The organism is Hymenobacter sp. 15J16-1T3B (genome assembly GCF_020711235.1).
Classification (GTDB): Bacteria; Bacteroidota; Bacteroidia; order Cytophagales; family Hymenobacteraceae; genus Solirubrum.
The window spans coordinates 149072-175535 of record NZ_JAJFAV010000009.1; the positions used below are offsets into that span (position 1 = coordinate 149072).

Sequence of the window (26464 nt, forward strand, 5' to 3'; positions counted from 1 at the left end):
CAAATCTATGGCTTTTTGGGCAGTAAGCCGCAGCCAGAGCCGGCCTTCGGAGCGGGCCCAAGGGCCGGCAAGACGGCCCTGCGCCGACGTACAAGAGCCCGGCTCCAGCACGCCTGCGCGTGTCGGGGCCGGGCTCGGGGGCAGGCAGCCGTATGCTTACGCGTTGCGGCCGACGTGCTCTTTGAAGTACTCCAGCGTGCGGCGCAGACCTTCGGCGCGGTCTACCTTGGGCTCCCAGCCCAGGATTTCGCGGGCCTTGGTGATGTCCGGGCGGCGCTTCATCGGGTCGTTTTCCGGCAGCGGGTGGTACGAGGGCTTAAACTCCACGCCGGTGAGGCGGGCAATTTCCTCCCCGAATTCGCGGATGGTAATTTCCGCCGGGTTGCCAATGTTCACCGGCAAGTGGTAGTCCGACAGCAGCAGGCGGTAAATGCCTTCCACCAGGTCGTCGACGTAGCAGAACGAGCGCGTCTGCGACCCGTCGCCGAATACCGTCAGCGACTCGCCTTTCAGGGCTTGGCTCAGGAACGCCGGCAGCACGCGGCCGTCGTCGAGGCGCATGCGCGGGCCGTAGGTGTTGAAGATGCGGATGATGCGCGTCTCCACGCCGTGCACGTTGTGGTAAGCCATGGTCATGGCTTCCTGGAAACGTTTGGCTTCGTCGTAGCAGCCGCGCGGGCCCACGGGATTCACGTTGCCGTGGTACTCCTCCACCTGCGGGTGAATGTCCGGGTCGCCGTACACTTCCGAGGTGCTGGCAATCAGCACGCGGGCCTTCTTCACCCGGGCCAAACCCAGCAGGTTGTGGGTGCCCAGGGCGCCCACCTTCAGGGTCTGAATCGGAATCTTGAGGTAGTCGATGGGCGAGGCGGGCGAGGCGAAGTGCAGGATGTAATCCAGCTCACCGGGCACGTGCACGAACTTCGACACGTCGTGGTGGTAGAACTCGAAGTCCTTCTTGCCGAACAGGTGCTCGATGTTGGCCAGGTTGCCCGTCACCAGGTTGTCCATGGCAATGACGTGGTAGCCTTCGGCCAGGAACCGGTCGCACAAGTGCGAGCCGAGGAAACCGGCGCCGCCGGTAATCAGGATGCGTTTCTTATCGGAGCTGGTGGTCATTGACGGTCAGCAAAGTGTAGAGTGAGGGACGAACCGGGCGCTACTGCACCGCCGGCTCGGGGTGACGCGTGCGGATGCCGATGCAGTGGTAGGCGAAGCCGGCGGCTTCCATTTCCTTGGCGTCGTAGATGTTGCGGCCGTCGAACACCACGCGCTGCTTGAGCAGGCGGGCTACCACTTCGAAGTTGGGGGCGCGGAACTGCGGCCACTCGGTCACGATCAGCAGGGCGTCGGCGTCGATGAGGGCTTCGAACTGGTCCTTGGCGTAGGTAATCCGGTCCCCGAGCGTGTGCTTGGCTTCGGTCATGGCCACCGGGTCGTAGGCCGTCACCGAGCAGCCCGCGTCGAGCAGCTTGTCGATAATCACCAGCGAGGGCGCCTCGCGCATATCGTCGGTCTTGGGCTTGAAGGACAGGCCCCAAACGGCGAATTTCTTGCCTTTCAGCTCGCTGCCGAAGTGCTGTTGCACCTTGTTGAAGAGCACCGACTTCTGGTCCTCGTTCACGCTTTCCACGGCCTTGAGCACCTGCATGTCGTAGCCGTTTTCCTGCGCGGTTTTGATGAGCGCCTTCACGTCCTTGGGGAAGCAGGAGCCGCCGTAGCCGATGCCGGGGTAGATGAACTTGTTGCCGATGCGGGCGTCGGAGCCGATACCCAGGCGCACCTTGTTCACATCGGCACCCATGATTTCGCACAGGTTGGCAATGTCGTTCATGAACGAAATCTTGGTCGCCAGCATGGAGTTAGCGGCGTATTTCGTCATTTCAGCCGACGGAATGTCCATGAAGATGATCGGGTGGCCGTTCATCAAGAAGGGCTTGTAGAGGCGGCGCATCACCTCTTCTGCGCGCTCCGAAGCCACGCCCACCACGATGCGGTCGGGCTTCAGGAAGTCGTCGATGGCGGCGCCTTCCTTCAGGAACTCGGGGTTGGAAGCCACGTCGAACTCGATGTCGGCCCCGCGCTTGGCCAGCGCGTCGGCCAGCTCCTTGCGCACCTTGGCGGCCGTGCCCACCGGCACCGTGCTCTTCGTCACGATGACGCCGTAGCTGTTCATATGCTCGCCGATGCCCCGGGCCACGGCTAGCACGTACTTCAGGTCGGCCGAGCCATCTTCACCGGGAGGCGTACCCACGGCGATGAACGCCACGTCGGCGCCTTTGATGCCATCGGCCAGCGAAGTGGAGAAATGCAGACGCCCCGCTTCCACGTTGCGCGTCACCATTTCTTCCAGGCCCGGCTCGTAGATGGGCAGGATGCCCTGCTTGAGGTTGTCAATCTTGCGCTGGTCGATGTCGATGCACGTCACGTCGATGCCAACCTCGGCGAAGCATGTGCCGGTAACCAAGCCCACGTAGCCGGTCCCTACAACTGCAATTTTCATGTGCGTTTCTGTGGTTAGTTTAGAGGCGTTTCACCGCCAGTCGGGGTCGAGCCGGGGAGTCCGCGGGTGCGAATTTGAAAATGAAATTTCGACGTACGAAGCAGTTCTCGCTCGGCAATGGTGAAGCCTTCGAACTGGTAAGCTCGGAAGTTGAGAAAATGCAGGCCGTCGAAGAGCACCTGCGAACCTAGCTTGGCCACATCGGGGGCCGGCCCCAGGTGCTTCATGGGAAATAGGAAGGCGAAGTTAATCAACGTGAGAGAATCGGTTGCCGGCACGGGGCTCACGTCGTTGCGGTCAACGGGTTGCGGCAGGTCATACTTGAACCCCGGCGACTGGCCGATTTCGTTCACGTACCGGACCTTGTCGGCACTGTTGGTGTTGATGTGGTAGGCGCTCAGGATGTCGAAAGGATAATTCAGCGCTACGTACTCCTTGAAGAAGAGGCCGAATGATACCACTGCCATGATGGGCAAGGCGTACGTCAGCGTCCGGCGCAATACAGGCGCGGCCAAACGCGGAATTACCGACACGGCCCCGATAACCACGAAGGGAATAAACGGGTGCATCAACCGCCCGTAAAACACCATTTTATGCACGAAATACGTGCAAAAACCATGTAGGCAGTAAAAAGCCGCCACGACAAGAACTAGCTTATCCAAATCAGCTAATTCGGAGTGGTCCTTGTAGGACTTAAGTAAATTGCGAATTAAGTACACGACGTATAGCGCAAACAAGGCAATAAGCGCAACGCCAATGACACCTTCTACTTGATACAAGTATTTGAAAATGAAGCTAAAGCCTTCCTCGTAGCTGCCTTGGTCGATGGTATGCGCGAGATGAAAGCTGGAAATCAGATACGAGGCGCCGCCAAGCCGCGCTATCAGTTCAAATAGCAGCAGGACGCTAGCCCCCGCCAGGCCGTATACCACGATGCCGGCGAAATACTTTTTGAGTAGAACAAAAGGATTTCGGTTGTCCAGCAGCACTGCTAGCACGATAAACGGTGCCATATAAAAGCCCGGGTAAACGGTAATTAGAAATACCGATAGAAACCCAACCTTGGCAAAGAAACCATACGTCCAATTCTTGCCCTGCTGCTTTTGCCGGAGCACCGTGTACAGTACATAAAGCATTAAGCACATGGCAAAATCGTACGGGAGTACGTGCCGCATGTACACGTTGGTATTAATCAGGCCGGCATAAATCAGCGTGGCTAACAGGCCCAGCATGTCGTCGCGCAGCAGGAGGCGGGCTACTTTATAAAACAGGAAAGTAGACGCGGCCAACACCAGCCAGTTCACAATTACCGGAATCAGCAAGGACTTGGGGCTTTGCAGATTCAGGCCAGAAACGGAATAAGCTACGTTTTGCAGCAAAGCCGGAACCAACCGAACAATAGCGTCGCCGGGGCGCCCGGAGGTGCTGGCAACCTTAGCCGAGAAGGTTTGCCAGTCCCCTTCCAGCAAGCTTTTGGTTGCCATCAGGGAGCTTTGGTAACGCGTCTCGTCAGGAAAAGCCATGGTGCCTTTGCCCACGAAGAACAAACGAGCCAGCACTATCACGATTACGCCCACGACAAGCAGACGCGCATAATAGCCTTGGCCCCGGCTATTTTCAATAATTGTTGGCATGAACAGCGGAAGAATGCTATGAACGCACAAAAGCAACGGCTTTCACCCCGCAAAGCGGATGAAAGCCGTTGCTCCCTTACGCGAACAGACCGTATTTCAGAATGCAGTAGATAGCGCGGAATCCGTCGCGCCAGCCGATTTTCTTACCCTCGGCGTAGGTGCGGCCGTAGTAGCTGATGCCCACTTCGTAAATGCGCACATCCCGCACTTTGGCCACCTTGGCGGTTACCTCGGGCTCAAAGCCAAACCGGTTTTCCTCCAGTTTCAGCCCTTGAATAATGTCCCGGCGGAACAGCTTGTAGCACGTTTCCATATCCGTCAGGTTCAGATTGGTAAACGCGTTCGAGGCCATGGTCAGCCACTTGTTGCCGATGCTGTGCCAGAAGAACAGGATGCGGTGCGGGCGGCCGCCCATAAAGCGCGACCCATACACCACATCGGCCATGCCGCGCAGAATCGGGCGCAGCAATACATTGTATTCTTCCGGGTCGTACTCCAGGTCAGCATCCTGGATGATGACGTAATCCCCGGTGGCGTGCCGGATGCCCGTGTGCAAAGCGGCCCCTTTCCCTTGGTTGACTTCGTGCTTCAGGTAGCGAATCGGCAGCTCCGGATTCTGGGATATATAGCGCTGAATGGCCTCCTCGGTGTTGTCCTTCGAGCAGTCATTCACGATGATTACTTCCTTTTCCATCTCGCCGAGCAATTGCACGGCTTTCACCTGGTCCAGAATGAGGTGAATGGTCCGCCCTTCGTTGTAGGCCGGGATAACGATGCTGAGCTTACGCGGCGGAAATTGTACCGGAGCGGCCTGAAGGTCGGCGGTAGGGGTTACGGTCATTGGGGAAAAGAATGTTGCGCTGAAGATGTGTGAAGAGTCGATTTGACGGGCATCATATAGCGCTTCCACCAGTGTTGGAACACGATGAGGGCCCAGATGCGGGCGTGCACGTCGCCGGGGTTGCGCGAGAACAACTGCTGCTTGAGCGCGCGCACGGCGTCGACGGAGAAGATGCCCTGGGCTTCCACGAAGCCGTCGGAGAGCAGGTCGTCCTCGATGAGCGGGCGCAACTCGTTGCGGAACCACTTCAGCAACGGCACTTCAAAGCCGTGCTTGGGGCGCTTGTACAGTTCTTCGGGCAGCATGGGCCGGAAGGCATCCTGCACGATGCGTTTCTTGATCTGCCCGTTGATTTTGCTCTCCTCCGGCAGCGAGAAGGCGAAATTCACCACGTTGTAATCCAGGAACGGGCTGCGCACCTCCAAGGAGTTGGCCATGCTCATCAGGTCCACCTTGGCGTTCATGTCGTAGGGCAGCACCAAGTGCATGTCCGTGAGCAGCACCTCGTTCAGGTCGCCGTCGGCGTGGATGTCCTCCAAGATGTCCTTGCGGCGCTTGTCGGCCAGTTTCTTGTTGACCTTGCGCCGGGCGTCGGGGCTGAGCAGGTTGCGCGCGTCCTTTTCGTTGACGAACGTGGCCCAGTCCCAGTACCGGTCTTTCGGGCCGGCGAGCATGCCGCGCGAGAAGCGCTGAAACTGCCGCACTTTGTTGCCCAGGAAGGAATTGCGCGACTTCGGCAAGGCGTCCCAGAGCAGGTTCAGGCCGGTGACGGCCTCGGCTTTCCAGTCGGGGTGGCGCACCTGCCACTCGCCCATGTGCTTGTTGTAGCCCGCAAACATTTCGTCGGCCCCGTCGCCCGAAAGGGCCACGGTGACTTTCTCGCGGGTGTGCTTACTGAGGATGTACACGGCCAGCGCCGACGAGTCGGCAAAAGGCTCGTCGAAGTAGTCCAGCACGTCGAAGAGGTGCTGGTACATATCGTTGTTGGTGAGCGAGAAGACCGTGTGGTTGGTCTTGTGCATCTTGGCCACCAAGTTGGCGTACTTCGTCTCGTCGAAGAAGGGCTCGTCCTTGAAGCCGATGCTGAATGTGTTCAGGTGCGGGGTATGCTTGGCGGCCAGGGCCGTCACCACCGACGAGTCGATGCCCCCGCTCAGGAAAGCCCCCAGCGGTACGTCGGCCACGAGACGGCGCGCCACGGCGCCGTCCATCAGCTCCACCAGTTTGGCCTGCTGCTGCTCGTAGCTGAGCTTGTTCTTGGCAACTTTCTTCGGGTCGTACGGAATCTTGTACCAGCGCTTGCGCACCACCTTGCCGTCGGCCTTAATGAAAAGGTAATGGCCGGGCAGCAATTTCTTCACGCCCTTGAAGATGGTGGCCGGGCCCGGAATGTAGTTCAGCTGCAGGTAATGGCTGAGCGCGGCGTAGTCGAGCTTGCGCGGTACGCCCAAAACCAGCAGCGACTTCATTTCGGAGGCAAACATGAGTTTGTCCTCGTCGCGGTACACCAGCAGGGGCTTCACGCCCATCCGGTCGCGGGCAATGAAGAGGGTGTTTTCCTCCTTGTCGTAGATGGCCAGGCCAAAAAAGCCGTTGAGCTTTTTCAGAAATCCGCGGCCTTCGGTGATGTACAGCTTCAGGATAACCTCCGTGTCGGTGTGCGACTTAAAGGTGTAGCCCTTCTTCTGCAGCTTGGCGCGCAACTCGCGGAAGTTGAAGATTTCGCCGTTGAAGACGATGGTGTAACGCCCCGACTCGTCGGTCATCGGCTGGTTGCCGTCGGCCGAAAGGTCGAGGATGGCGAGGCGGCGGAAGCCCAGGCCCACGCAATCGTACACGAAATGCCCCTGCGAGTCGGGTCCCCGGCTCACAATGGCGTCGGTGGACGCTTGCAGCCCCGCAAGCGAGGAACGTCCTGGATCAGAAAAGGCGAAGAGTCCGGTGATTCCACACATAATTGGTGGGCAAAGGTACGAAGGTTGAGGACTTGCGGGCGACAAAATAGTACCGCGGTGGCCGGGGCAGCCCGCGCAACCAAAGCCGGGCGGCAGCAGTAGAGTTCCTACCGGCCCCACCAAAGCGGCTGATTCCCTCCTAACCCCTACCCTTCCGATGAGCCTTCAAGATCAACTCAGCCTGCAACAACAGTTTGAAGCGGCCGTGTCGCGCGTCGACGGCCTGCCCGGCGACAAAGCCGCCGCCCACATGAACGACTTGTACGGCCTCTACAAGCAAGCCACCGAGGGCGACCATGACACCAAGCGCGACGAAGTGGGCGACGACACCCCCGACAACCCCAACGGCCCCAAGGGCATGTCGCAGGCGCAGTGGGACTCGTGGAGCAAGTTCAAGGGCGTGAGCCAAGACGACGCCAAGCGCCAGTACATCGAAAAAGTCAACGAGCTGGCGGGCCCGGTGGGCGAAGCCGCCACGGCCATTACCGGCATCGGGCAGCCTGCCACCGGCTCGCAGGTGGGCAGCGGCGGCCAAGTGCCCGGCAACGAAGCCCCCGCGCCCGGCACGGCCAAAGCACCCTACGAAAACGAAGGCGGCCAGTCCATGGGCGGCCTGCGCGGCGACATCAACGCCGGCGCCCCCTACGGCGGCGAGGACCAGCTGAAAACGCAGCAGTAGCCGGCCGCACCGAGCAACGGTAGCACCAGTAGTCATTGCGAGGCGTAGCTGACGCAATACTCCAGTAGCTCCGCCGCAATACCTACAGACCGAAAACAGCCCCGCCCGAAACCTCAGACGCTGGTTTCGGGCGGGGCTGTTTTCGGGTTTCTGCTAGTCGGGCCGTCGTGCCGCGAGCGGAAGGATTGCTTGACTACGTCGACCTCCGATTCGCTTCGCTCGCAATGACGGCTAGGGTTAGTCCCGTATGCTTCGGCGCGGTAGCGGCGCGGCGGCTAGAAGATTTTATCCGGGTTAAGGATGCCGTGCGGGTCGAACACCTGCTTGATGCCGCGCATGAGCTGCAGGTTGGCTTCTTTCAGCGCAATGCCGATGTAGCCTTTCTGCACCAGGCCGATGCCGTGCTCCCCGGAGATGGTGCCGCCGAGCTTCACGCACAGTTCGAAGATTTCGGTAATCGGCTGGCGCAGGCCCACGTTCCACTGCTCGTCCGACAGCTCGCCGCGGATGATGTTTACGTGCAGGTTTCCGTCGCCGGCGTGGCCGTAGCACACGCTCTTGAAGCCGTAGCGGGCCCCGATTTCCTTGACGCCTTTGAGCAGGGTGGGCAGTTCGGCGCGGGGCACCACGGTATCTTCTTCTTTGTACACGGAGTTGTAGCGCACCGAATTGCCGATGTTGCGCCGAATCTTCCACAGCTCGTCTTTCTGCGTGGCGTTGTCGGCCAGCAGGATGTCGCCCACGTCGTAGCTTTCCAGCACACCGTACACCTGTTCAGCTTCCTTATAGAGCTGGTCGAGGTCCTGCCCGTCCAGCTCGATCAGCAAGTGAGCCTTGATGTCCTCGGGCAAGGTCAGCGGAATCTGCAGGTAGTCCGAGGACCAGGCAATGGCCTCGCGCTCCATAAACTCCATGCCCGAGGGAATAATCCCGGCCCGAAACACGGCCGACACGGCTTCGGCGGCCTGCTCCTCCTGCCGGAAGGGCACCAGCATCAAAATATTGTGCTGCGGAAAAGGCAAGAGGCGGAATACCACCTTGGTAATTATGCCCAGCGTGCCCTCCGAGCCCACCATAAGCTGGGTGAGGTTGTAGCCGGTGGAATTCTTCAGCGTGTTGGCCGCCGTCCAGATAAGGTCGCCGTTGGGCAGCACCACTTCCAGATTCAGCACGTAGTCCTTGGTGGTGCCGTATTTCACGGCTTTGGGGCCGCCGCTGCTGTGGGCCAGGTTGCCGCCCAGCGTGCAGGAGCCCTTGCTGGCCGGGTCGGGCGGGTAGAACAGCCCCACTTCCTTCACCGCGTTCTGAAACACCTCGTTGACCACGCCCGGCTCGACGGTGGCCTGCAGGTTGCGCTCATCGATGTGCAGGATTTTATTCAGCCGCTCGGTGCTCAGCACCACGCCGCGGTGAATGGGCAGCGCGCCGCCGCTCAGGCCGGTGCCCGCGCCGCGGGGCGTGACGGGCAGGCGGTGCTCGTGGCAGAGGCGCATAATAGCACTGATCTGCTCGGCGTTAGCGGGGCGCAGCACCACGTCGGGCCGAAACACGAAGTCCTCGGTGTGGTCCTGCCCGTAGCGGGCGTACTCGTCGTCGTCGAGGCGGCCGGGCGTAAGCACGTGCTCGGGGCCGACAATGCCCTCAAAGGCAGCAATCAACTCCGGGGTAAGCTGCCCGAAACGGGTTTCTTCCAGTAAATGACTCATTCACGTATCTTTGTAGCCGATGCGGAAAACGTTCCCAAAGGTACGGCATTCGATGTGGCCCACCCGCTGGTGGGCGCCCTCGCTGTTTGCCGGGTTGCTCTTGTTGGCCAGTTGTGGCGGCACCAAAAAGCTGAACTACCGCAACGGGCGCTACTACTCGGCCTCGGAAATAGCGCGCATGAAAGCCGCCGAGCGGCGCGGCGCGGGGTCGAGCAAAACCAAAGTGAAGACCAAAACGGCCGGCATGAGCCCCGGCGGCCGCAAAATCGTGGCGCGTGGGCCCAAGCGCACCAGCAGCCCGGCCACGGCCAACCGGCAGATTGCCACTGTCATCGAGGAAGCCCGCTCGTACCAGGGCACCCCCTACAAATTCGGTGGCACCTCGCGGCTGGGCATGGATTGTTCGGGACTGCTCAGCGTGTCGTTTGGGGCCGCCGGCATTCAGATTCCAAGATCTTCGAACGAGCAGGCAGCCTGGGGCGACCCGGTGCGTCCGCAAGATCTGCAAACCGGGGATTTGGTATTTTTCGGAGCTTCGCCTGGCAGTAGCACCATCACCCACGTCGGCCTCGTCACCGACGTGAGTTCCGAAGGCGTTCAATTCATTCACTCCTCGACCTCGCTGGGCGTGGTGGAAAACGCTTTGGAAAGTGATTACTACTTAAGCCGATTTATTAAGGCAGTGCGGCCGAAGTTGTGAAATCCCCTCGTAGCTTTGCGGTGTTTTTGGTTGGAAGCATCCCCCCTTTCTGGTGGATTAACTTCTCTCCTAAAATGTAATAATTCTGTAACACCGACTTGCCGCCCCGAAGCCGTAATTTTGCCGCGTTTTTTGCCGCTTACTCCTTCCGTCCGTCGTGCTCTTGAAGATGTTGCTGGCTGAATGCTGAGCACCGCCGGAATTGCCCTCCTTTCTGAGGTCCTGCCCCCGCAGTTGCCGTTTGTGGCCTGGCCCGCTCGCTGGCTTTGCCCGGATACCTGCTCTCTTGGAACGAAAAAATAGCTTGCTCACCGTTTCTCACACTCACTCATGAAACACAAGTTTATTCACCATTTCCTAGCCCCGACGCTGCTGGTAGCTGCCGCAACGCCGGGCTGGAGCCAAGGCATCACCACCTCCGCCATCAGCGGGGTGATTACCGACAAGGCGGGCTCGGGCCTGCCGGGCGCCACGGTTATTGCCGTGCACACGCCCACCGGTACGCAGTACGTAGCTCCGACCAACTCGGAAGGTCGCTTCAACCTGCAGAACATGCGCGTGGGTGGTCCCTACACGGTGCGTATCACCTTTGTGGGCTACCAAGATGTAACCCGTGAGGGCATCTACCTGACGCTGGGCCAGACCCTGCGCCTGGACGTGAACCTGAGCGAGCAAACCCAGACCCTGGCCGACGTAGTGGTAACCGGCCGCGATTCGCGCTCGGTGCTGAACGCCGAGCGTTCGGGTGCCACCACCAACATCAGCACGGAGGAAATTCAGCGCCTGCCCACCATCACGCGCAACCTGAACGACTTCACCCGTCTGACCCCGCAGGCTTCCTCGACCAACCAGGGCGCCATCGGCGGCGGTAACTACCGCCAGAACAACGTCACCATCGACGGCGCTGACTTCAACAACAACTTCGGTATCGGCGGCAACCTGCCGGCCAACGGCAACCCCATCTCGCTGGACGCCGTGCAGGAAATCAGCGTGAACCTGACCCCGTACGACGTGCGCCAGTCGGGCTTCATCGGCAGCGCCGTTAACGCCGTAACCCGCTCGGGCACCAACGACTTCTCGGGCTCGGTATACACCTACTGGCGCAACCAAAACCAGCAGGGCAACGAGGTTGGCAACGAGACCTTCACCAAGCAGAAGCTCGACGACAAGCAGTACGGCTTCCGCATCGGCGGTCCGGTGATTAAGAACAAGCTGTTCTTCTTCCTGAACGCCGAGCGTCAGCAGACCGAGCGCCCCGGCCAGCAGAACCTGGCGTCGACGCCGGAGGCCCGCTACGGCGCCCAGGGCACGCCCTCGAACGTGGTGCGTCCGCGCGCGACGTTCCTCGACTCGGTAAGCAACTACCTGCAGAGCCGCTACGGCTACGAGACCGGCCCCTACCAGAACTACGCGTTCAAGAGCGACCGGACCAACATCCTGGGCCGCATCGACTGGAACATCAGCAACAACCACCACCTGGCCGTGCGCTACAGCCAAGTGGAGAGCAAGTCGCCGAGCTTCGTGAGCACCTCGCGCAGCCCGCTGGGCAACTTCGCCCAGACGCGTACCAGCAACTTCGCCCTGCCCTTCAAGAACTCGAACTACTACCAGGAAGCTAACTTCTACTCCCTGGCCGTAGAATTGAACTCGACCTTCGGCGGCAAGTTCTTCAACACCCTGCGCGGCACGTTCACGCACCAGAACGACCCCCGCAGCTCCGACTCGAAGGTGTTCCCCTTCGTCGACATCCTCGACGGCACCACCGGCGGCAACACCCCGATTACCTCGTTCGGCTACGAGCCCTTCACCTTCGGCAACCTGCGCGACGTGAAGTCCTACTCGATCGTGGACTTTGTGAACTACACCACGGGTATTCACAACTTTACCCTCGGCGGCCAGGTGGACCTGCAGGAAACCAAGAACGGCTTCCAGCGCTTCGCCACCAGCTACTACACGTTCAACTCGTACAGCGACTTCGTGAACGGCCGCAACCCGCGCGACTTCGCCCTCACCTACTCGCTGCTGCCGGGCTACGAGCAAGCCTTCCCGCGCTTCAAGTTCGCCCAGTACTCGGCCTACGGCCAGGATGAGCTGACCCTGAGCGAGAAGTTCCGCCTGACCCTGGGTCTGCGCGCCGAACTGAACGCCTACCGCGACGTGAAGGAAATTCAGACCCTGCAGAAAGCAGCGGAGCTGACCTTCGAAGGCGGCCGCAAAATCGACACGGGCATCCTGCCGAAGAACCGCGTGCTGCTCTCGCCGCGTCTGGGCTTCAACTACGACGTGAAGGGTGACCGTACCCTGCAGATTCGCGGCGGCTCGGGCATCTTCGCCGGCAAAGTACCCACCGTGTGGATCGTGGCCCAGTCGGGCGACGCCGGCCTGCTGCAGGTAACGCAGACCTGGTCGACCCTGAACGGTGGTTCGCTGCCCTACGCCAACATGCCCTTCAGCGACGACCCGAACGCCTACCGTCCGGCCACGCAGCCGACTCCGGGTGCCGTGATTCCGTCGACCCTCAGCGCCACGGATCCGAACTTCAAAAACCCGCAGACGTGGAAGAGCAGCTTGGCCGTTGACGCGCAGCTGCCCTGGGGCATCGTAGGTACCCTGGAAGGTATCTACAACAAAGACCTCATCACGGCCTACGGCAAGAACTACAACCTGGCTCCCTCGGCGGCCCTGAACACCACCACCAACGGTGTGGTGTACCCCGACAACCGTCCGATCTACCCGGCAGCCAACAGCGCCAAGTTCCTGAACCCGCTGAACACGTCGGGTCTGGCGAACGGCAACACCAACGCCAACGGCACGCCCGCCACTGGTCCGTTCAACAGCGCCTTCAACCCCATCGTCCTCAGCAACGGCCACAAAGGCTACTACTGGTCGGTAACGGCTAAGCTGGACAAGCGCTTCTCCAACGGCCTGTTCGCCTCGGTTGCCTACGTGAAGAGCCAGCAGAAAGTGCTGTACGACGGCAGCGGTGACCAGCTGATCAACACCTGGTCGGGCACGCAAATCGTGAACGACCCGAACAACCCCGAGCTGAGCTACTCCAGCTTCGTGGTGCCGGACCGCGTGGTTGGTTCGCTCTCCTACCGCAAGGAGTACTTCGGCCACTTGGGCACGCAGGTGTCGGTGTTCTACGAAGGCTCGACCCAGGGTCGTTTCTCGTACACTTACAGCAACGACTTCAACCGCGACGGTCAAACCAACGACCTGATCTACGTACCGGCTAACGAAAGCGAAATCGACTTCGTGTCGGGCCCGCTGGCCACCGGCGGTGCTTCGGTTAGCGCCGAAGAGCAGAAGCGTCTGTTCTTCCAGTACATCGAGCAGGACGACTACCTGAAGACCCGCCGCGGCAAGTACGCCGAGCGTAACGGCGCCAAGTACCCCTGGCGTCACCAGTTCGACGTGAAGCTGGCGCAGGACCTGTTCACCAACCTGGGTGACAAGCGCAACACGCTGCAGTTCACGCTCGACATCTTCAACGTGGGCAACCTGCTGAACAGCGACTGGGGCGTGTTCAAGACGATTAACAACTCGGCCATCCTGGTGCCGCAGAACGTATCGTCGCTGACCCCGGGCGGCACGACGCGCCCGACCTTCCGTCTGGCCGCCGACCGTGGCAACCCCATCACCTCGACGTTCCGCAACAACAACACGCTCACGTCGACCTACTACATGCAGTTCGGCCTGCGTTACATCTTCAACTAAGCCAAGGGCTTAGCTGCTTAAAAAGTGGGCTGGCGTGCTGCCAGCCCACTTTTTTTTACTTTTTTTCGCAAGTTTTTTTCGCCGAGTACTTGCAGAATCAAAAACGCGCTGTACTTTTGCATCACCAAACGCAACCGGCGAATGGTTCTACCGAAACGGGGGATTAGCTCAGCTGGCTAGAGCGCTTGCATGGCATGCAAGAGGTCATCGGTTCGACTCCGATATTCTCCACTCCTGTTTAGTTAGATTAGCCCCAAGAAGCCCGACCCATAAGGTCGGGTTTTTTGTTTTTGGTGCATTACTGCAGCATTAGCCAGTTTATCTGAGCCAGCGGTGGTCCAACGGCCACAAAAAAGCCCGCGCTACAACAGCGCGGGCTTTTTTGTGGCCGTTGGACCGAATTAGGCTGCCCTTACACGAACAGGCCGTCGACGGAGAGGTACCGCTCGCCCGTGTCGTAGCAGAAAGTGAGCACGCGGCCGCCTTGGGGCACTTCGGCCAGCTTCTTGGCCACGGCCGCCAGCGAGGCGCCCGACGACACGCCGATGAAAATGCCTTCTTCCTTGGCAGCGCGGCGGGCGTAGTCGAAGGCTTCGGCCTGGCCGACCTGAACGACGCCGTCGAGCACGTCTTGGTGCAGGTTGGAGGGAATGAAGCCGGCGCCAATGCCCTGGATGGGGTGCGGACCGGGCGCCCCACCGCTGATGACCGGCGAGAGTTCGGGCTCCACGGCGAAGACCTTCAGCTTCGGAAACTGCGGCTTGATGACCTCGGCCACGCCGGTGATGTGGCCGCCGGTGCCCACGCCCGTAATCAGGAAGTCGAAGCCCTCGGGCACGTCCTGCAGAATTTCGCGGGCGGTGGTTTCGGCGTGCACGCGGATGTTGGCCGGGTTGTCGAACTGCATGGGCATCCAGGCGCCGGGCGTGCTCTGCACGATTTCGTGGGCCTTCTCGATGGCGCCCTTCATGCCCTTCTCGCGCGGGGTCAGCTCCAGGTTGGCGCCGTACGCGGCCATGAGCCGCCGCCGCTCGATGGACATGGACTCGGGCATCACCAGCGTGAGCTTGTAGCCCTTCACAGCGGCCACCATGGCCAGGCCCACGCCGGTGTTGCCGGAAGTCGGCTCCACGATGAGGCTGTCGGCCGAGAGCAGTCCGTCTTGCTCGGCCTGCTCAATCATCGAAAGGGCAATGCGGTCTTTGATGCTGCCGCCGGGGTTGGCGCGCTCCAGCTTCATCCACACCTCCACGTCGGGGCGGATGGACTGAAACAGGCGGTTGATGCGCACCAGCGGGGTGTTGCCGATGGTGTCGAGGATGGAATTGGCTTTCATGGAACAGGTGAAATGGGGAGGTGGCGAAATAGTGCGTTGCTGTTTTGGTGCGGGCCGCTCGAACGATACCCGCCAATTCACTATTTCACCAGCTCACTAAATGGAAAACGTGAGGTCGGCGGTGGGGTCTTCCACGCGCGTGACGTGAATCTGGGCGCGGTGGTACACGCGGGAATGCGAGGGCACGCTCTCGGTGAGCCACACGTTGCCGCCGATGATGCTGTGGCGCCCCACCACGGTGCTGCCGCCCAAGATAGTAGCGCCGGCGTAGATGACGACGTGGTCTTCGATGGTGGGGTGGCGCTTTTGGTGGGCCAGCTCCTTGGCCACGCTCAGCGCCCCGAGGGTAACGCCCTGGAACAGGCGCACATGGTCGCCAAGCACGGCCGTTTCGCCAATGACGATGCCCGTGCCGTGGTCGATGCTGCAGCTGCGGCCGATGCGGGCGCCGGGGTGAATGTCGATGCCGGTGCGCTGGTGGGCGTATTCGCTGAGCAGGCGCGGCAGCAGCGGCACCTGGCGCTGGTAGAGGGCATGGGCGAGGCGGTGCAGCCCCAAGGCGTAGAAGCCCGGGTAGCTGCAGATGACTTCGGCCAGGTCCTGGGCGGCGGGGTCGGCGGCCATGATGGCGCGGGCGTCGAGCAAGAGCAGCTCGTGGAGCACGGGCAGACGCTCAAACAGGTCGGCGGCCAGGGCCGCGGGCGGTACGGGCAGGCCCGCCACGGCCGTCAGCAGGGCCTCGAGCTGCTGCTGCTGGGCGTGCAGGCGGGCGGCCACGGCCGCGGGCTCGGGCAGGCGCTGCCCGGTGCGCTCGGGGAAGAGCAAATCGAGCAGGTCTTCGGCCAGCTGGCAGAGCGCGGGGCCGGGCAAGGGCGGCGGGGCCGTGCGGTGGGCACTGGCCAGGGAACGGAAAAACGCGTCGGTCATGGCGGGCGGCAGGGGGCGGGGGCGCCCGGTCAGCGGGATTCAACCGGCGGCGGGGCCGAAATGTTGGCCAGTCCGGGGCACAACCGCCGCGGGGGCGGCTGCGTTAGGGCAAGGTACGTCCGCATCATTCACATCCCAAAACACCCGCTCCATGGCCGACACGACCATCACCAAAGTAGACTCGCGCTTTTCGCCCCACGGCCCGGAAGGGCAGAAATACCTTGCCTCCGGCACCCACGTGGCCATGCGCCTCTGGGAAAACGAGCAACCCAGCGACCAGAAAGAAGCCGTCAGCCGCGACTACGAGACGGTGGGCTTCGTCATCAGCGGCCGGGCCGAGCTGCACTTGGAAGGCCAGATGGTGCTGCTGGAACCCGGCAACTCCTGGGTGGTGCCCAAGGGCGCCCGCCACAGCTACCGGGTGCTCGAGGCCTTTACCGCGGTGGAAGCCACCACGCCCCCGGCCCACGCCCACCAGCGCGACGAGTAATCCGCCCTGCTCCCCAAACCGAGAAGCTGCCTGTCGAAAAACAGGCAGCTTTTTCTTTGTTTATTTAAATCTGTAACTATATTAATATCAATTTATTAGAAATAAATTTTTGAAGCTCGGCCGCGTAAAAACGCCTCCTGCTACGCGCAGAGGCCACATCGGCGCGCCGACCGCGGCGGCGGTCCGCCCGGGCACCAACCCGGTAATAGGCAGTTACGTTTTGGGAGGGCAAAACCTGAATGTTTCCCGCTATGAAACCAACCTTACTTGCCCTGGGAACGGCGCTGCTGGCGGGCCTGACTTCGACCAGCGCCGTGGCCCAAACGTCCATCTACGTCAACGACGCGGCCACCGCCGGCGACATCTATACCTCCGCTCCTGGCAGCGACGCCACGGGCACCGGCTCGGCGGCGGCCCCGTTTGCCAGCGTCAGCCGGGCCGTGGCCGCGGCGGCGCCCGGCGCTACCATCTTCGTCGACGCGGGCCGCTACCAGCAGGCCATCCTCCTCGACAAGCCGGTGAGCTTGCAGGGCGCGGGCGACTCGCTCAGCAGCCCCGCCAGCGCTACCATCTTCAGCGACGGGCCGCGCACAGCCGACAACGTGTATACCGGCGTGCCCGCCCTGACGGTGGCGGCCAGCGGTAGCGCCGCCCAGCCCATGCGCATCAGCCGCATGAGCCTGCGTCGCTACGACTACGGCATTTACGGCAACCTGACGGGCAGCTCGATCAGCTACGTGGTGTTCGAAGACCTGGACGTGTTCAAGTGCTACCGCCAGGGCATCGAACTGGGCGGCAACGTGAGCGACCTGACCTTCCGCCGGGTAAGCATCCGGTTTACGCGCATCCAGAGCGCTACGGCCGGCGGCGGGGCGCCTTCCGTGAGCGGCAACAACTACGGCCGGGGCCTCTTCTTCAACGGCGCCGACGCCGGGGCCGACAAGCGCAACCTGCTCATTGAGGATTCGGCCTTCGAGCAAAACCGCCGCGCCGGCATCGACGTGAACGAGCGGGCCACCTCCAACCTGGTGGTGCGCCGCAACCGTTTCTACGGCAACCTGGGCCCGGCCCTGGCCCTGCTGAAGGTGGCCGGGCAGCGCGACGCCGGCGGCACCTACACCAGCATCGGCGCCCTGATTGAGGACAACGTCATCCAGGACAATGCCGACAACGGCTTCGAACTCAAGTCGTGCACCGGCAACGGCCTGGAAAGCGGCCCGGGCAGCTTCGTGGTGCGGCGCAACCGCATTGCGCGCGGCCTCGCCCAGCCCACCAACCTGGTGGCCGACAACGCGGCTATTGCCGTGGTCGACCGGGACCGGCTGGTGGCCGGACGCCCCAGCTTCAACGACGATTTGACCACCAGCGGCCTCTGGATTGAGGGCAACGTGATTCGCGGCTACCGCTCCACGGCTTTTGCCCTTTTCAACCGCAACGGCTTCGGCATCGTGCTGGAGGGCAGCAACCACCAGGTGCGCCACAACGTGGTGACGCGCTGCCAGCTCGGCATCCAGGTGCAGGACCGCCCCGCCACTACCGAGGAGCAGTCCACGGCCTACTTCGACATTCCGCGCAACCAACTGCTGGTGTCGAGTGGGGTGATGGTGCAGGAAAATCTGGTGGACACCTGCGACGTGGCCAGCATCCGGGCCGTCAACCTGACGAACCCGGCCAACGTGGCCCTGAACTGGCTCGGCAGCAACGTCATCAGCGACATCCGCGGGGCCAGCGGCACCGGCGGGCTGGTGCGCACGCTCACCCCCGGGTTTGGCTTCCCGGAAGTGTCGTCCTCGGCCCCGACGGGCCGGCTGCAGTTCAGCCCCTTCCTCAACAGCCCCACGGACGTCTCCGTCGAATTCGGCTTCCAGCCCGACCTGAGCTACCTGCGCGTGGCCGCCAACGTGCCCGACGCGCTGCCCGCCGGCAACATGCAGGAAGCGGCCGTGGCCATTCTCGACGGCGGTACCATCGAAGCCGAAGGCGGCACCTACAACGAGTCGGTGACCGTGACCAAAAACGTGACGCTGCTGCAAACCAACCCCTCCATCATCCTGCGCGACCTGACGCTGAACGGCAGCGGCAAGGCCCTCACGCTCGGCGCCCCGCTGACGCTCAGCGGCAGCCTCACGCTCACGGTGGGCTTCGTCAACAGCTCGGCCACCAACCTGCTGACCCTGGCCGACGGCAGTAGCAGCACCGAAGGCAACGCCAGCAGCTACGTGCAGGGCCCAGTGAGCAAAGTAGGCGGTACCGCCTTCGTATTTCCGCTGGGCCGCAACGGCGTGTGGGCCCGTTTGGGCATTTCGGCGCCCACGGCCAGCAGCACCTTTACGGCCGAGTACTTCGCGCAGGCGTACGCAACGCAGACGGCCGAGCCGGGCCTGGCCACCATCAGCCGGGTGGAATACTGGAACCTGGAGCGCCCTGCCGGCAGCGGCGCGGTGGCGGTGCGCTTGTTCTGGGAAGACGGCGGCCGCAGCGGCATCACCTCCCTGCCCGAGCTGCGCGTAGCCCGCTTCGACGGCAGCCAGTGGCTTAGCGAGGGCAACGGCGGCACCAGCGGCAGCGCCGGCGCAGGCTCCGTGGCCTCGGCCGCGGCAGTGGGCGGCTTTGGGCCGTTCACCTTCGGCTCTACCTCCCCCATCAACCCGCTGCCGGTGGAGTTGACCGCCTTCCGGGCGGAAGCCGCCGGCGAAGGCCGCGCCCGTTTGTACTGGACCACGGCCCAGGAAAAGGACAACCGCGGCTTCGATGTGGAGCGCGCCCTCAACGGCCGCGAGTGGCAGAGAGTGGGCTTCGTGGCCGGCCACGGCACCAGCACCAGCACCCAGCAGTACAGCTTCCTCGACGCCTCGGGCCTGAGCGAAGTGGTGTACTACCGTCTGCGCCAGATCGACTTCGACGGGCAGGCGAAATACTCGTCGGTGGTGGCCGTGCAGTTGACCGGCAAGGCGGGGCAGCTGGCCCTGTACCCGAACCCGGCGCGCAACGAGCTGACCATTCAGCTGCCGGCAGCCGGGGCCACCCAGGCCACCGTGCAGGTGCTCGACGCCGTGGGCCGCACGGTGTGGACGACTACCGCCCCCGTAACGGGCCAGCGCCTGGAGCTGCAGCTGGCCGGCCACGTAAAGCCCGGCCTGTACGTGGTCCGCGTGAGCGGCAAGGGCCTGCCGACCAGTGCCCGCCAGCTGCAAGTCGAGTAGCTTGGTTTCTTCCCTTAAACTAACGGCCCGCCGGAGCAGATCCGGCGGGCCGTTGCGTGTTTACAGCGGCTTGCGTTATCGGGCGCCGCCCGCAGGCAGCAGTTCCACCTTCTCGATCCGGTCCCCGATATCGAGGCGGTGCACCACGTCCATGCCGCTTTCCACAACGGCGAAGATGGTGTAGCGGCCGTCGAGGTGGGGCGTGGGGCTGTGGGTGATAAACCACTGGCAGCTCTCGGTGTCTTTGCCGGCCGATGCCAAGCCCACGGCGCCCTGCAGGTAGCCGCGGTCGGCAAATTCGGAGCGCAGGGTGTAGTCGGTGCCGCCCCATCCGTCGCCGCGGGGGCAGCCGCCCTGGGCCACGAAGTTGGGCACCACGCGGTGGAAGTTCTTGCCGTCGTAGAAGCCCTGGCGAATCAGCTGCACGAAGCTGGCCACCGAGCCGGGGGCCTCTTCCACCAGCAGGCGCAGCACCACCGGGCCGCGGCCGGTGCTCACCCGCACGCGCTGCCCGGCCGGAATCGTCTCGACCAGCGTCCAGTCGATGGGGTGCTGGGCGGCGGCGCTGGGCGTGGGCGTCGGGGTCGACTTCTGTTCGAGGTAATCCAGCGCCTGCTGCAGGGCCTGCCAGGCTTCCACGTCGCGGGGCAGACGGATGCGCTGCTGGGCGGTGCGCAGCAGGGCCAGGTTGCGGAAGTCGCGGCGCAGGTTCAGCTTTTCCTCCTTGAGCGCCCCTGCCGCCGTGCCAATCAGCGCCACGTCGTCGCTGCTGATGGCGCGCTCCAGCGTCTGCACAAACAGCGGCTGCTGGCCCTCGGGAAAGTCGGGGCGGCTGCGCAGGGCCACCAGCGCCTCGATGCCGTAGGTGCTGACCACAGGGGGCTGGTTCGGGGCAAACGTGGCCTGCTCGACGAAGGCAAACGCGGCCGGGTCTTCGCCCAAGGCTTTGAGCAGAAACGCCCGCTCGTAGGCGTCGGTGGCCGTGGCGTAGCGCTGCTGAACGGCCTGCCGGATGGCCTCCTTCTCAGCCGCCGAAGCGTGGTGCAGCGCGGCGGCCAGTACCACGGCGCGGGGCCGCCAGGCCGTCATGCGGCCAGCTTTGTCGAGGAAGAGTCGGCCGGTTTCGCCGGTGGCGTGGGTGAGGAAGAACTCGGCGGCCGTCACGGCCACTTGGTTTTGCGGGTCGTCGAGGGCGGCCCAAGCGGCTTCTTTCACCGGGGCGTACATCGGGGCGTTCATGGCGCGCAGGGCGGCTACGCGCACGCGGTAGTCGGCGTCGCGGCGCAGGATGCCGGCCAGCACCGGCGCCAGCGTCGGCGACTTCACCTTGCCCAAGGCGCTGGTGGCAGCCGAGCGTACGGCGTAGCTCGGGTCGTTTAGGGCCGCGGCGGTAATGGGTTCCTGGTAGGCCGTCAAATCGAGGCGCGGGGTGCGGGCCAGGGTGTGCGCGGCGGCTAGCCGGGCCGAAAACGGCTGCTGGCGGCTGAGCAAGCTCACGGTGCGACGTACGGCCGCTTCCGAAGTCAGGCCGCGCAGGCCGGCGCGATACAGCCCCCACGCTTGTCCGATGGCGAGCAGCGTATCGGTAGGCGCGGCGGTGCGAGGCAGCTGAAGCAGCAGCGGCAGCCCGCCCCGGCCCGCGCAGCGGCCCAGGGCTTCCAACTCGTAGCGGCGGGCGCGGGCGTCGGTTTCGGTGCTGAGTTGGCTGGCCAGGGGCGCGGCGGCGGCGCTGTCGGCCGTCTGGCCGAGGGCGAAGGCCGCGGCTTGGCGCACCTCCAGGTTGGCGTCGGACAGGGCGCCGAGCAGGTCGGGCAGGGCGGCGCGGTCTTGCACCGAGGCAAAGGCCAGGGCCGCGGCCTGCCGGTAGCGGGCTTTGGGGTGGTGCAGGAAGGGGCGCAGCGCCTGGGTCTGGCGCTGGTCCTGGGCCGTAGCAATGCGGCGCAAGGTGCTGTCGGCGGCGAATTGGTTGAGCGGGGCGGCAGCTTGCGGGGTGCGGCCGGTGGAGCAGGCCGCAAGCAGCAGGCCGAGGGCCGCAAGGGCGGTGGCGGAGCGAGGCGTCATCAAGCCGGAAATTAGGCAAACGGCACGGGATAGGCACGCTCATTCATCCTAATGGCTTCCGCCTGTTCGCGTGCCGCAGCCCTATTTGCGACAGGACGCCTACCACCGATTTAACAGATAAAGCACAGCGGCCGCGGGCAGCCCCATTAGTGCCGCAAACGGTAGATCAGCTCCACCGCCCAGGCGCAGTTTGGGCAGTACCGTGCGTGTGTACCACGGAATACGGCCGCACGCGAAATAACCGATGCCAACGCCCCACAACCAGCCCCGTAGCGCCGCGCGGGCCGGCGCCCCTTAGATCAGAATGTAGCTCACCGGCCGCCGGAGCACGCGGCTCACCGCTATCATCAGCGCCCTCAAGCCGAATATTCCCACGCTCGCCAGCAGCACGTAAGGCGCCAACAAAACCCGCCGGCCGGCGTCAGCGCCGCAGTGGTGAGCACCGCGCCAAACAGCAGTACCCCCAGCGAAATGCCCAGATTCTTTTGCCATGGAGGAATTTCTTCTGCTCCATCGTTCCAGTGAGGCGGCGCCCCGAGTACCTGTTCCTGCTTATCCCTGGGAGTTCAATTCGGCCAGCACCGCATCCAGCGCCCGAAACAGCTCCTCGTTCCCTTCCTGCCGGTACTCGCTCAGCGCTTGCTCAAACGGCGCGAGGTCGTACAAAAACGCCTTGAGATTATCCGGCGTCAGCGCGGCGAAGTGCCGGCCGTAGCCCAGCCGCTCGATTTCGGCCGCGTTCAGCCACTGCTCGAACTGGGCCGGAATGGGAATGGCGCAGACGGGCTTGTGCAGGTACACGGCTTCGGAAATCAGCGAGAAGCCGCCGTTTGTGACCACGGCGCGGGCCGAGACCAGGTCGTCGATAAAGCCCTGCTCCGAAAAAGGCCGCAGGCGCACGTTGCCGTGCTCTTCGTCGCGGTTGAAGCCGTAGACGCGGAACTCCTGCCCGGGCAGCTGTTGCAGCAGGCCCACCAGGTCGCGCTGGTTGGTGCTCGACTGGTACACCAGCACGTGCTGGCCGCGGGTGGCCGTCTGAGCCAGGATTTCGGGCCGAATGATGGGCGGCACCAGCGTGGTATCGGGCTTGGCGACGGGCGGGCGGAAGAAAGTGGTGACGAAGTAGTGCCGCGAGCGGGGAAGCTTGGCGCGCACGATGCCTCGGGCCACCTCGAAGTTGCCGCGCTCCTCGCGCGGAATGGCCACGTCGAGCTGGGTACGGCTGATGATCTGCATGTTGTCGATGCTGACCACCGGCAGGCGTTGGGTTTTGGCGAAGAAGTAGCTGAACGATTCGAAGTCGGAAATGACCAGGTCGAAGCGGCAGCAGTCGGCCAGCAGGTCGCGGTAGCGCCGGAAGTTCAGCTGCAGATTTTCCGGCGCCGCGCGCAGCGTGAGGGCCGCCGTCCGGCTCTTCGACACGGTCAGCTCCTTGTAGGCGAGGTGAAAACCCTTGATTTCGCGCACCCGGCCCGGGAAAGTATCGGCCAGCAGCTTGTAGGCCCGGCTGCTGCTGACCACCTGCACCTCGTGGCCCGCGTCGAGCAGGTGGCGGATAACAACTTTGCTGCGGGTGGCGTGGCCGAGCCCCTCGCCGGGGACGCCGTAGAGAATGTTCATCTAGTGCGAGAATAAGTACGGACGAGCAAGTAACGAACTGCCGCGCAGAAGCCGCGGCAGCGCCGTAGCTCCTACGAGTAGGAAGTAGCATCCAAGCACCGCTACCCACAACTAGCCGTCATTGCGAGCGGAGCGAAGTAATCTTTCCGCTCGCGGCACGACGCGACGAGAAGCACTAACCGAAAACCGGCCCCGCTCACACCTGCAGAAGCGGGGTTTCGGGTGAGGCCGTTTTCGGGCAGTAGGTATTGGGTCGGCGGTGCTACTAGAGGAAAGATTGCCGCAGCTGCGCCTCGCAATGACTGCCAGTGAACCGCCGTCGGTGCGGCTGCCTCTCTACTATTCCGTACGGCGGAAGCCCTCGGCGAGGGTGCGGCCGCGTAGGCGCAGGCCGGCTTCGGCGCAGTGGGCGCAGGGCAAGGGCGCGCCCCAGCACTGAAACCCTTCGCGCGGCACCCGCACGAAGAGGCCGGGCGCGACGGGCACGGCCACGGTGGCGGGCACGGCGGGCAGTTCGGGCCACACCGCGCGAAGGGCAAAGCGGGCCGGGTCGTGGCGCAGCTGGTAGAGTGGGTCGCGCAGCTGCTGCAGCAGCCAGAGCAGCAGCAGCAGGCCGGGCAAGTAGCGCAGGCGGCCGGTTTGGGCGGGCCCGGGCCAGCGCGGGCCCAGCCAGGGCCACAGCGCCGCCACCAGCAGAAAGCCCACGCCGAAGCGGTAATCGGGCGCGGCCACAAACCAGAACACGCTGCCCGCCCAGGCTACCAGCCAGCCGCCGGCCCAGCCCTGCTCGGCGGCCGACCGCGGCCGGCGCCAGCGCCACGCGGCCACCAGCGGCGAGGCCAGCGCGGCCACCACCACCGCTCCGGGAAAGCCCGCCATCGGTGCCCACCAGTTCGGCCACCACTCCCACAAGGTTTGGTGGGGCGCGGCGTAGGGGCTTTGGGCCGAGTTGCGGGCCAGGTTCACAATCATGTTGTGTTCCATGCGGGCGTAGGCCCGCGGCAGCTTCCAGTCGACGGCGAACCAATCAAGTGCCGGGAGCGGGTACACCAGATAGCCTGACAACACCACGTTGCGCGCCAGCCAAGGCAGCCCGAGCAGCAGGCCCAGCGCCAGCGGCCCGCCCCAGCGGCGCCCGACGCGTTGCCGCCCCGGCGCGGCCCACACGGCGTAGAGCGGCAGCAGCAGCACCGGCGCCGCCGAGAGCTTCAGCGTCACGGCCCAGGCGGCCAGCAAGGTCAGCAGCAGGCGCTGGGCCTCGGTGGCGCGCTGCGGCGGGTGCTGGGCGTAGTAGAGGAAGAGCAGCACCATCAGGGCCGCGGTGGTGCAATCGGAAGTAACCGACGAGAGCCAGACCTGAAACGAATACACCAGCAGCAACAGCAGCAACAGCGGCGCCCACACCGGGCGGGCATCGGGCTGCGGGGCGCGCAGGCCGGCCACCAGGGCCCGCACGGCGGCCACGGCCAGCAGGGCGTAGAGGTAGGAGCTGAGCGCATAGGCCGGCCCGGCGGGCGTGCCCACCCGAAACAGGGCCAGCGGCAGGTACAGGCTGGAGTTGAAGGCCAAGCGCCCGTGCAGGTTGCCCAGGCCCGGCACGGCGGCAAACCGCTCGGTCCACTGCAGCGTCTGCAGCTGGTACAGGCCCACGTCGTAGTTGATGGGCACCTGCGCGGCGAAGGTCAGCAGCCAGCCCAGCAACAGCGCCAGCAGCAGCGCGCCTACTCGTTCGGCCGCGCCCCAGCGGCGGGGCCACGGCCCGCGCACGGCCCGCACCCAGGCGCGGCGGTTCAGCAGCAGCACGGCGCCCAGGCCCAGGCCGAATACCAGTTGGGCCCGCCCGTCCACCGGAGCCGCCAGCGACCAAACTTGCAGGGCGGCCGTCAGCAGAGCCAGGCCGGTCAGGCTCAGCCACTCGGGGGCGGGTAGGTCCGAAGCTCCGCCGAGGCCGAGGCGGGCGGCCAGCCGCCACGCCCCCACGCCCAGCGCCGTGGAGCCGACGGCCGCAACCAACCAAACGAGCACGACGAGTATCATTGGGCGCAAAGGTGCCGAAAACCGCTGGGGCGCGCCACTGCCGCACCAACACCGGCCCGCTTTTTGGATATTCGCGCTTTGCTTTCCGCTGACTTTCTCCCCTACGCTATGCTTCTTTCTTCTCTCCGCCGCCTGCTGCCGGTGGCGCTGCTGCTGGCCGCCACGGCCTGTTCGGCACCGCGTTCCATCATCCATTCGGGCAAAGTCACGCCCCAGGGCCAGTTCAAGGCCGGCGGCAACCTGGGTTTCAACGTCGGCACGGCCTCCGTGGGCAAAATCACCGGGGCGGCCAAGGACCTGGTGACCCAGGCCCTGAACCGCGACACCATCCGCTACGAGGAAGGCCTCGATAAGGTGCAGTCGGCGGCCCTGGCCTACGTACTCGACCCGACCGTGGCCACGTCCGACCTCTACGTGCGCTACGGCCTGCTCAAGCGCGTCGACGTGGGCTACAAGTACTCCTTCGGGGCGCACAGCTTCGACGCCATGTACCAGTTTATGGGCCCGCTGGGCACGCCCGAGAAGCCCCAGGGCCAGTCGGGCGACATGTACGGCAGCGTGGGCGTGCAGTTTTCCACCCAAAAGGCCAAGCTGCCGAGCATTCCGTTCCTCGAAGACACCGAGAAGCTGCTGGGCTTCACCGCCCGCCGCGTCGACGTGCTGGTGCCGCTGGTGTTCAGCACCTCGTTCGGCCCGGAGGAGCAAGTCGGCAACGTGTCGTACGGCTTGGTGTACAGCCGCACCTTCCTCAAATATGGCTTTCAGCCCGGCAAAATCTTCAACTACATTCCCGGCTCCAACCGCGTCACCGACCGCATTCCGAACCTGCTGGAGCGGCGCAGCTACGGGGCCATCGGCGGCTTCGTGAACCTGAAGCTGGGTTACCGCTACGCCTACTTCCTGCCCGCGCTGGCCATCTATTACCAGAATTTCGGCACCTACAAGATTCTCAACAACAAGGAAACCCGGCTCAAAGGCCTCACCGTCATTCCGACGATGGGCCTGCAGTTCCGCATTCCGGCCGGCAAAAACCGCTAAGTCAGCTTCTGCCG

Annotated in this window: 17 protein-coding genes and 1 tRNA gene; 7 read left to right on the forward strand and 11 right to left on the reverse strand. The window is 63.7% G+C overall.

All coding sequences use genetic code 11. The features are described 5' to 3' along the window. Window positions 1-156: 156 nt before the first annotated feature. From LJ737_RS16295 to asnB, 5 genes are all read right to left on the reverse strand, one after another. The gene (locus LJ737_RS16295; RefSeq protein ID WP_227767621.1) at window positions 157-1119 is read right to left on the reverse strand and encodes a UDP-glucuronic acid decarboxylase family protein; all 963 of its coding nucleotides are present in this window, start codon (window positions 1117-1119) and stop codon (window positions 157-159) included. Between the two features lie 40 nt (window positions 1120-1159). Continuing rightward, the gene (locus LJ737_RS16300) at window positions 1160-2503 is read right to left on the reverse strand and encodes a UDP-glucose dehydrogenase family protein (RefSeq protein WP_227767623.1); all 1344 of its coding nucleotides are present in this window, start codon (window positions 2501-2503) and stop codon (window positions 1160-1162) included. A gap of 14 nt (window positions 2504-2517) precedes the next feature. Next, window positions 2518-4137, reverse strand: coding sequence for a glycosyltransferase family protein (locus tag LJ737_RS16305; protein ID WP_227767625.1), 1620 nt, complete (start codon window positions 4135-4137; stop codon window positions 2518-2520). 76 nt (window positions 4138-4213) lie between these two features. Next, complete coding sequence (locus LJ737_RS16310; protein WP_227767626.1) at window positions 4214-4978, reverse strand: glycosyltransferase family 2 protein; 765 nt, start codon at window positions 4976-4978, stop codon at window positions 4214-4216. Then, the gene (asnB, locus tag LJ737_RS16315; RefSeq protein WP_227767628.1) at window positions 4975-6933 is read right to left on the reverse strand and encodes an asparagine synthase (glutamine-hydrolyzing); all 1959 of its coding nucleotides are present in this window, start codon (window positions 6931-6933) and stop codon (window positions 4975-4977) included. Before asnB ends, LJ737_RS16310 begins: the two co-directional genes overlap by 4 nt. Window positions 6934-7090: 157 nt before the next feature. Here asnB and LJ737_RS16320 point away from each other — a divergent pair, with 157 nt between their 5' ends. Next, entirely contained in the window at window positions 7091-7612 is a 522-nt protein-coding gene (locus LJ737_RS16320; protein WP_227767631.1) for an acyl-CoA-binding protein, read from the forward strand. 275 nt (window positions 7613-7887) lie between these two features. Here the strand turns inward: LJ737_RS16320 and LJ737_RS16325 are convergent, their stop codons facing one another. Then, on the reverse strand, window positions 7888-9318 hold the full coding sequence (locus LJ737_RS16325; protein ID WP_227767632.1) for an FAD-binding oxidoreductase: 1431 nt from the start codon (window positions 9316-9318) through the stop codon (window positions 7888-7890). 52 nt (window positions 9319-9370) lie between these two features. On the opposite strand from LJ737_RS16325, the gene LJ737_RS16330 reads away from it, so the two are divergent. The 3 genes from LJ737_RS16330 to LJ737_RS16340 all read left to right on the forward strand — a co-directional run bounded on the left by LJ737_RS16330 (window position 9371) and on the right by LJ737_RS16340 (window position 13969). Continuing rightward, window positions 9371-10018, forward strand: coding sequence for a C40 family peptidase (locus LJ737_RS16330; RefSeq protein ID WP_227767634.1), 648 nt, complete (start codon window positions 9371-9373; stop codon window positions 10016-10018). Window positions 10019-10348: 330 nt separating this feature from the next. Further along, on the forward strand, window positions 10349-13738 hold the full coding sequence (locus tag LJ737_RS16335) for a TonB-dependent receptor (RefSeq protein ID WP_227767636.1): 3390 nt from the start codon (window positions 10349-10351) through the stop codon (window positions 13736-13738). A 157-nt stretch (window positions 13739-13895) separates the two neighbouring features. Then, window positions 13896-13969, forward strand: a tRNA-Ala gene (locus LJ737_RS16340). Window positions 13970-14150: 181 nt separating this feature from the next. On the opposite strand, the gene cysK is transcribed toward LJ737_RS16340, so the two are convergent. Both cysK and epsC read right to left on the reverse strand, forming a co-directional pair. Beyond that, window positions 14151-15074 carry a cysteine synthase A gene (cysK, locus tag LJ737_RS16345; RefSeq protein ID WP_227767638.1) on the reverse strand — a complete coding sequence of 308 codons (924 nt, stop codon included), beginning with the start codon at window positions 15072-15074 and terminating at the stop codon, window positions 14151-14153. Window positions 15075-15170: 96 nt separating this feature from the next. Further along, on the reverse strand, window positions 15171-16001 hold the full coding sequence (gene epsC / locus LJ737_RS16350; protein ID WP_227767640.1) for a serine O-acetyltransferase EpsC: 831 nt from the start codon (window positions 15999-16001) through the stop codon (window positions 15171-15173). A gap of 151 nt (window positions 16002-16152) precedes the next feature. Here epsC and LJ737_RS16355 point away from each other — a divergent pair, with 151 nt between their 5' ends. Together LJ737_RS16355 and LJ737_RS16360 are read left to right on the forward strand one after the other, a co-directional pair. Further along, on the forward strand, window positions 16153-16491 hold the full coding sequence (locus LJ737_RS16355) for a cupin domain-containing protein (protein WP_227767642.1): 339 nt from the start codon (window positions 16153-16155) through the stop codon (window positions 16489-16491). A gap of 251 nt (window positions 16492-16742) precedes the next feature. Continuing rightward, on the forward strand, window positions 16743-19694 hold the full coding sequence (locus LJ737_RS16360) for a T9SS type A sorting domain-containing protein (protein ID WP_227767644.1): 2952 nt from the start codon (window positions 16743-16745) through the stop codon (window positions 19692-19694). A 75-nt stretch (window positions 19695-19769) separates the two neighbouring features. Here the strand turns inward: LJ737_RS16360 and LJ737_RS16365 are convergent, their stop codons facing one another. The 3 genes from LJ737_RS16365 to LJ737_RS26945 all read right to left on the reverse strand — a co-directional run bounded on the left by LJ737_RS16365 (window position 19770) and on the right by LJ737_RS26945 (window position 25412). Next, window positions 19770-21755: a peptidylprolyl isomerase gene (locus LJ737_RS16365; RefSeq protein ID WP_227767647.1), complete on the reverse strand. Its 1986-nt coding sequence runs from the start codon at window positions 21753-21755 to the stop codon at window positions 19770-19772. Between the two features lie 552 nt (window positions 21756-22307). After that, the gene (locus tag LJ737_RS16370; protein WP_227767649.1) at window positions 22308-23375 is read right to left on the reverse strand and encodes an MJ1255/VC2487 family glycosyltransferase; all 1068 of its coding nucleotides are present in this window, start codon (window positions 23373-23375) and stop codon (window positions 22308-22310) included. A gap of 339 nt (window positions 23376-23714) precedes the next feature. Then, window positions 23715-25412 (reverse strand): LIC_10190 family membrane protein, encoded by a 1698-nt coding sequence (locus LJ737_RS26945; protein ID WP_262907955.1) that lies wholly within the window; start codon window positions 25410-25412, stop codon window positions 23715-23717. A gap of 108 nt (window positions 25413-25520) precedes the next feature. Between LJ737_RS26945 and LJ737_RS16380 the strand changes: the two genes are divergently transcribed. After that, entirely contained in the window at window positions 25521-26450 is a 930-nt protein-coding gene (locus LJ737_RS16380; RefSeq protein WP_227767650.1) for a hypothetical protein, read from the forward strand. The last annotated feature ends 14 nt before the right edge of the window (window positions 26451-26464 follow it).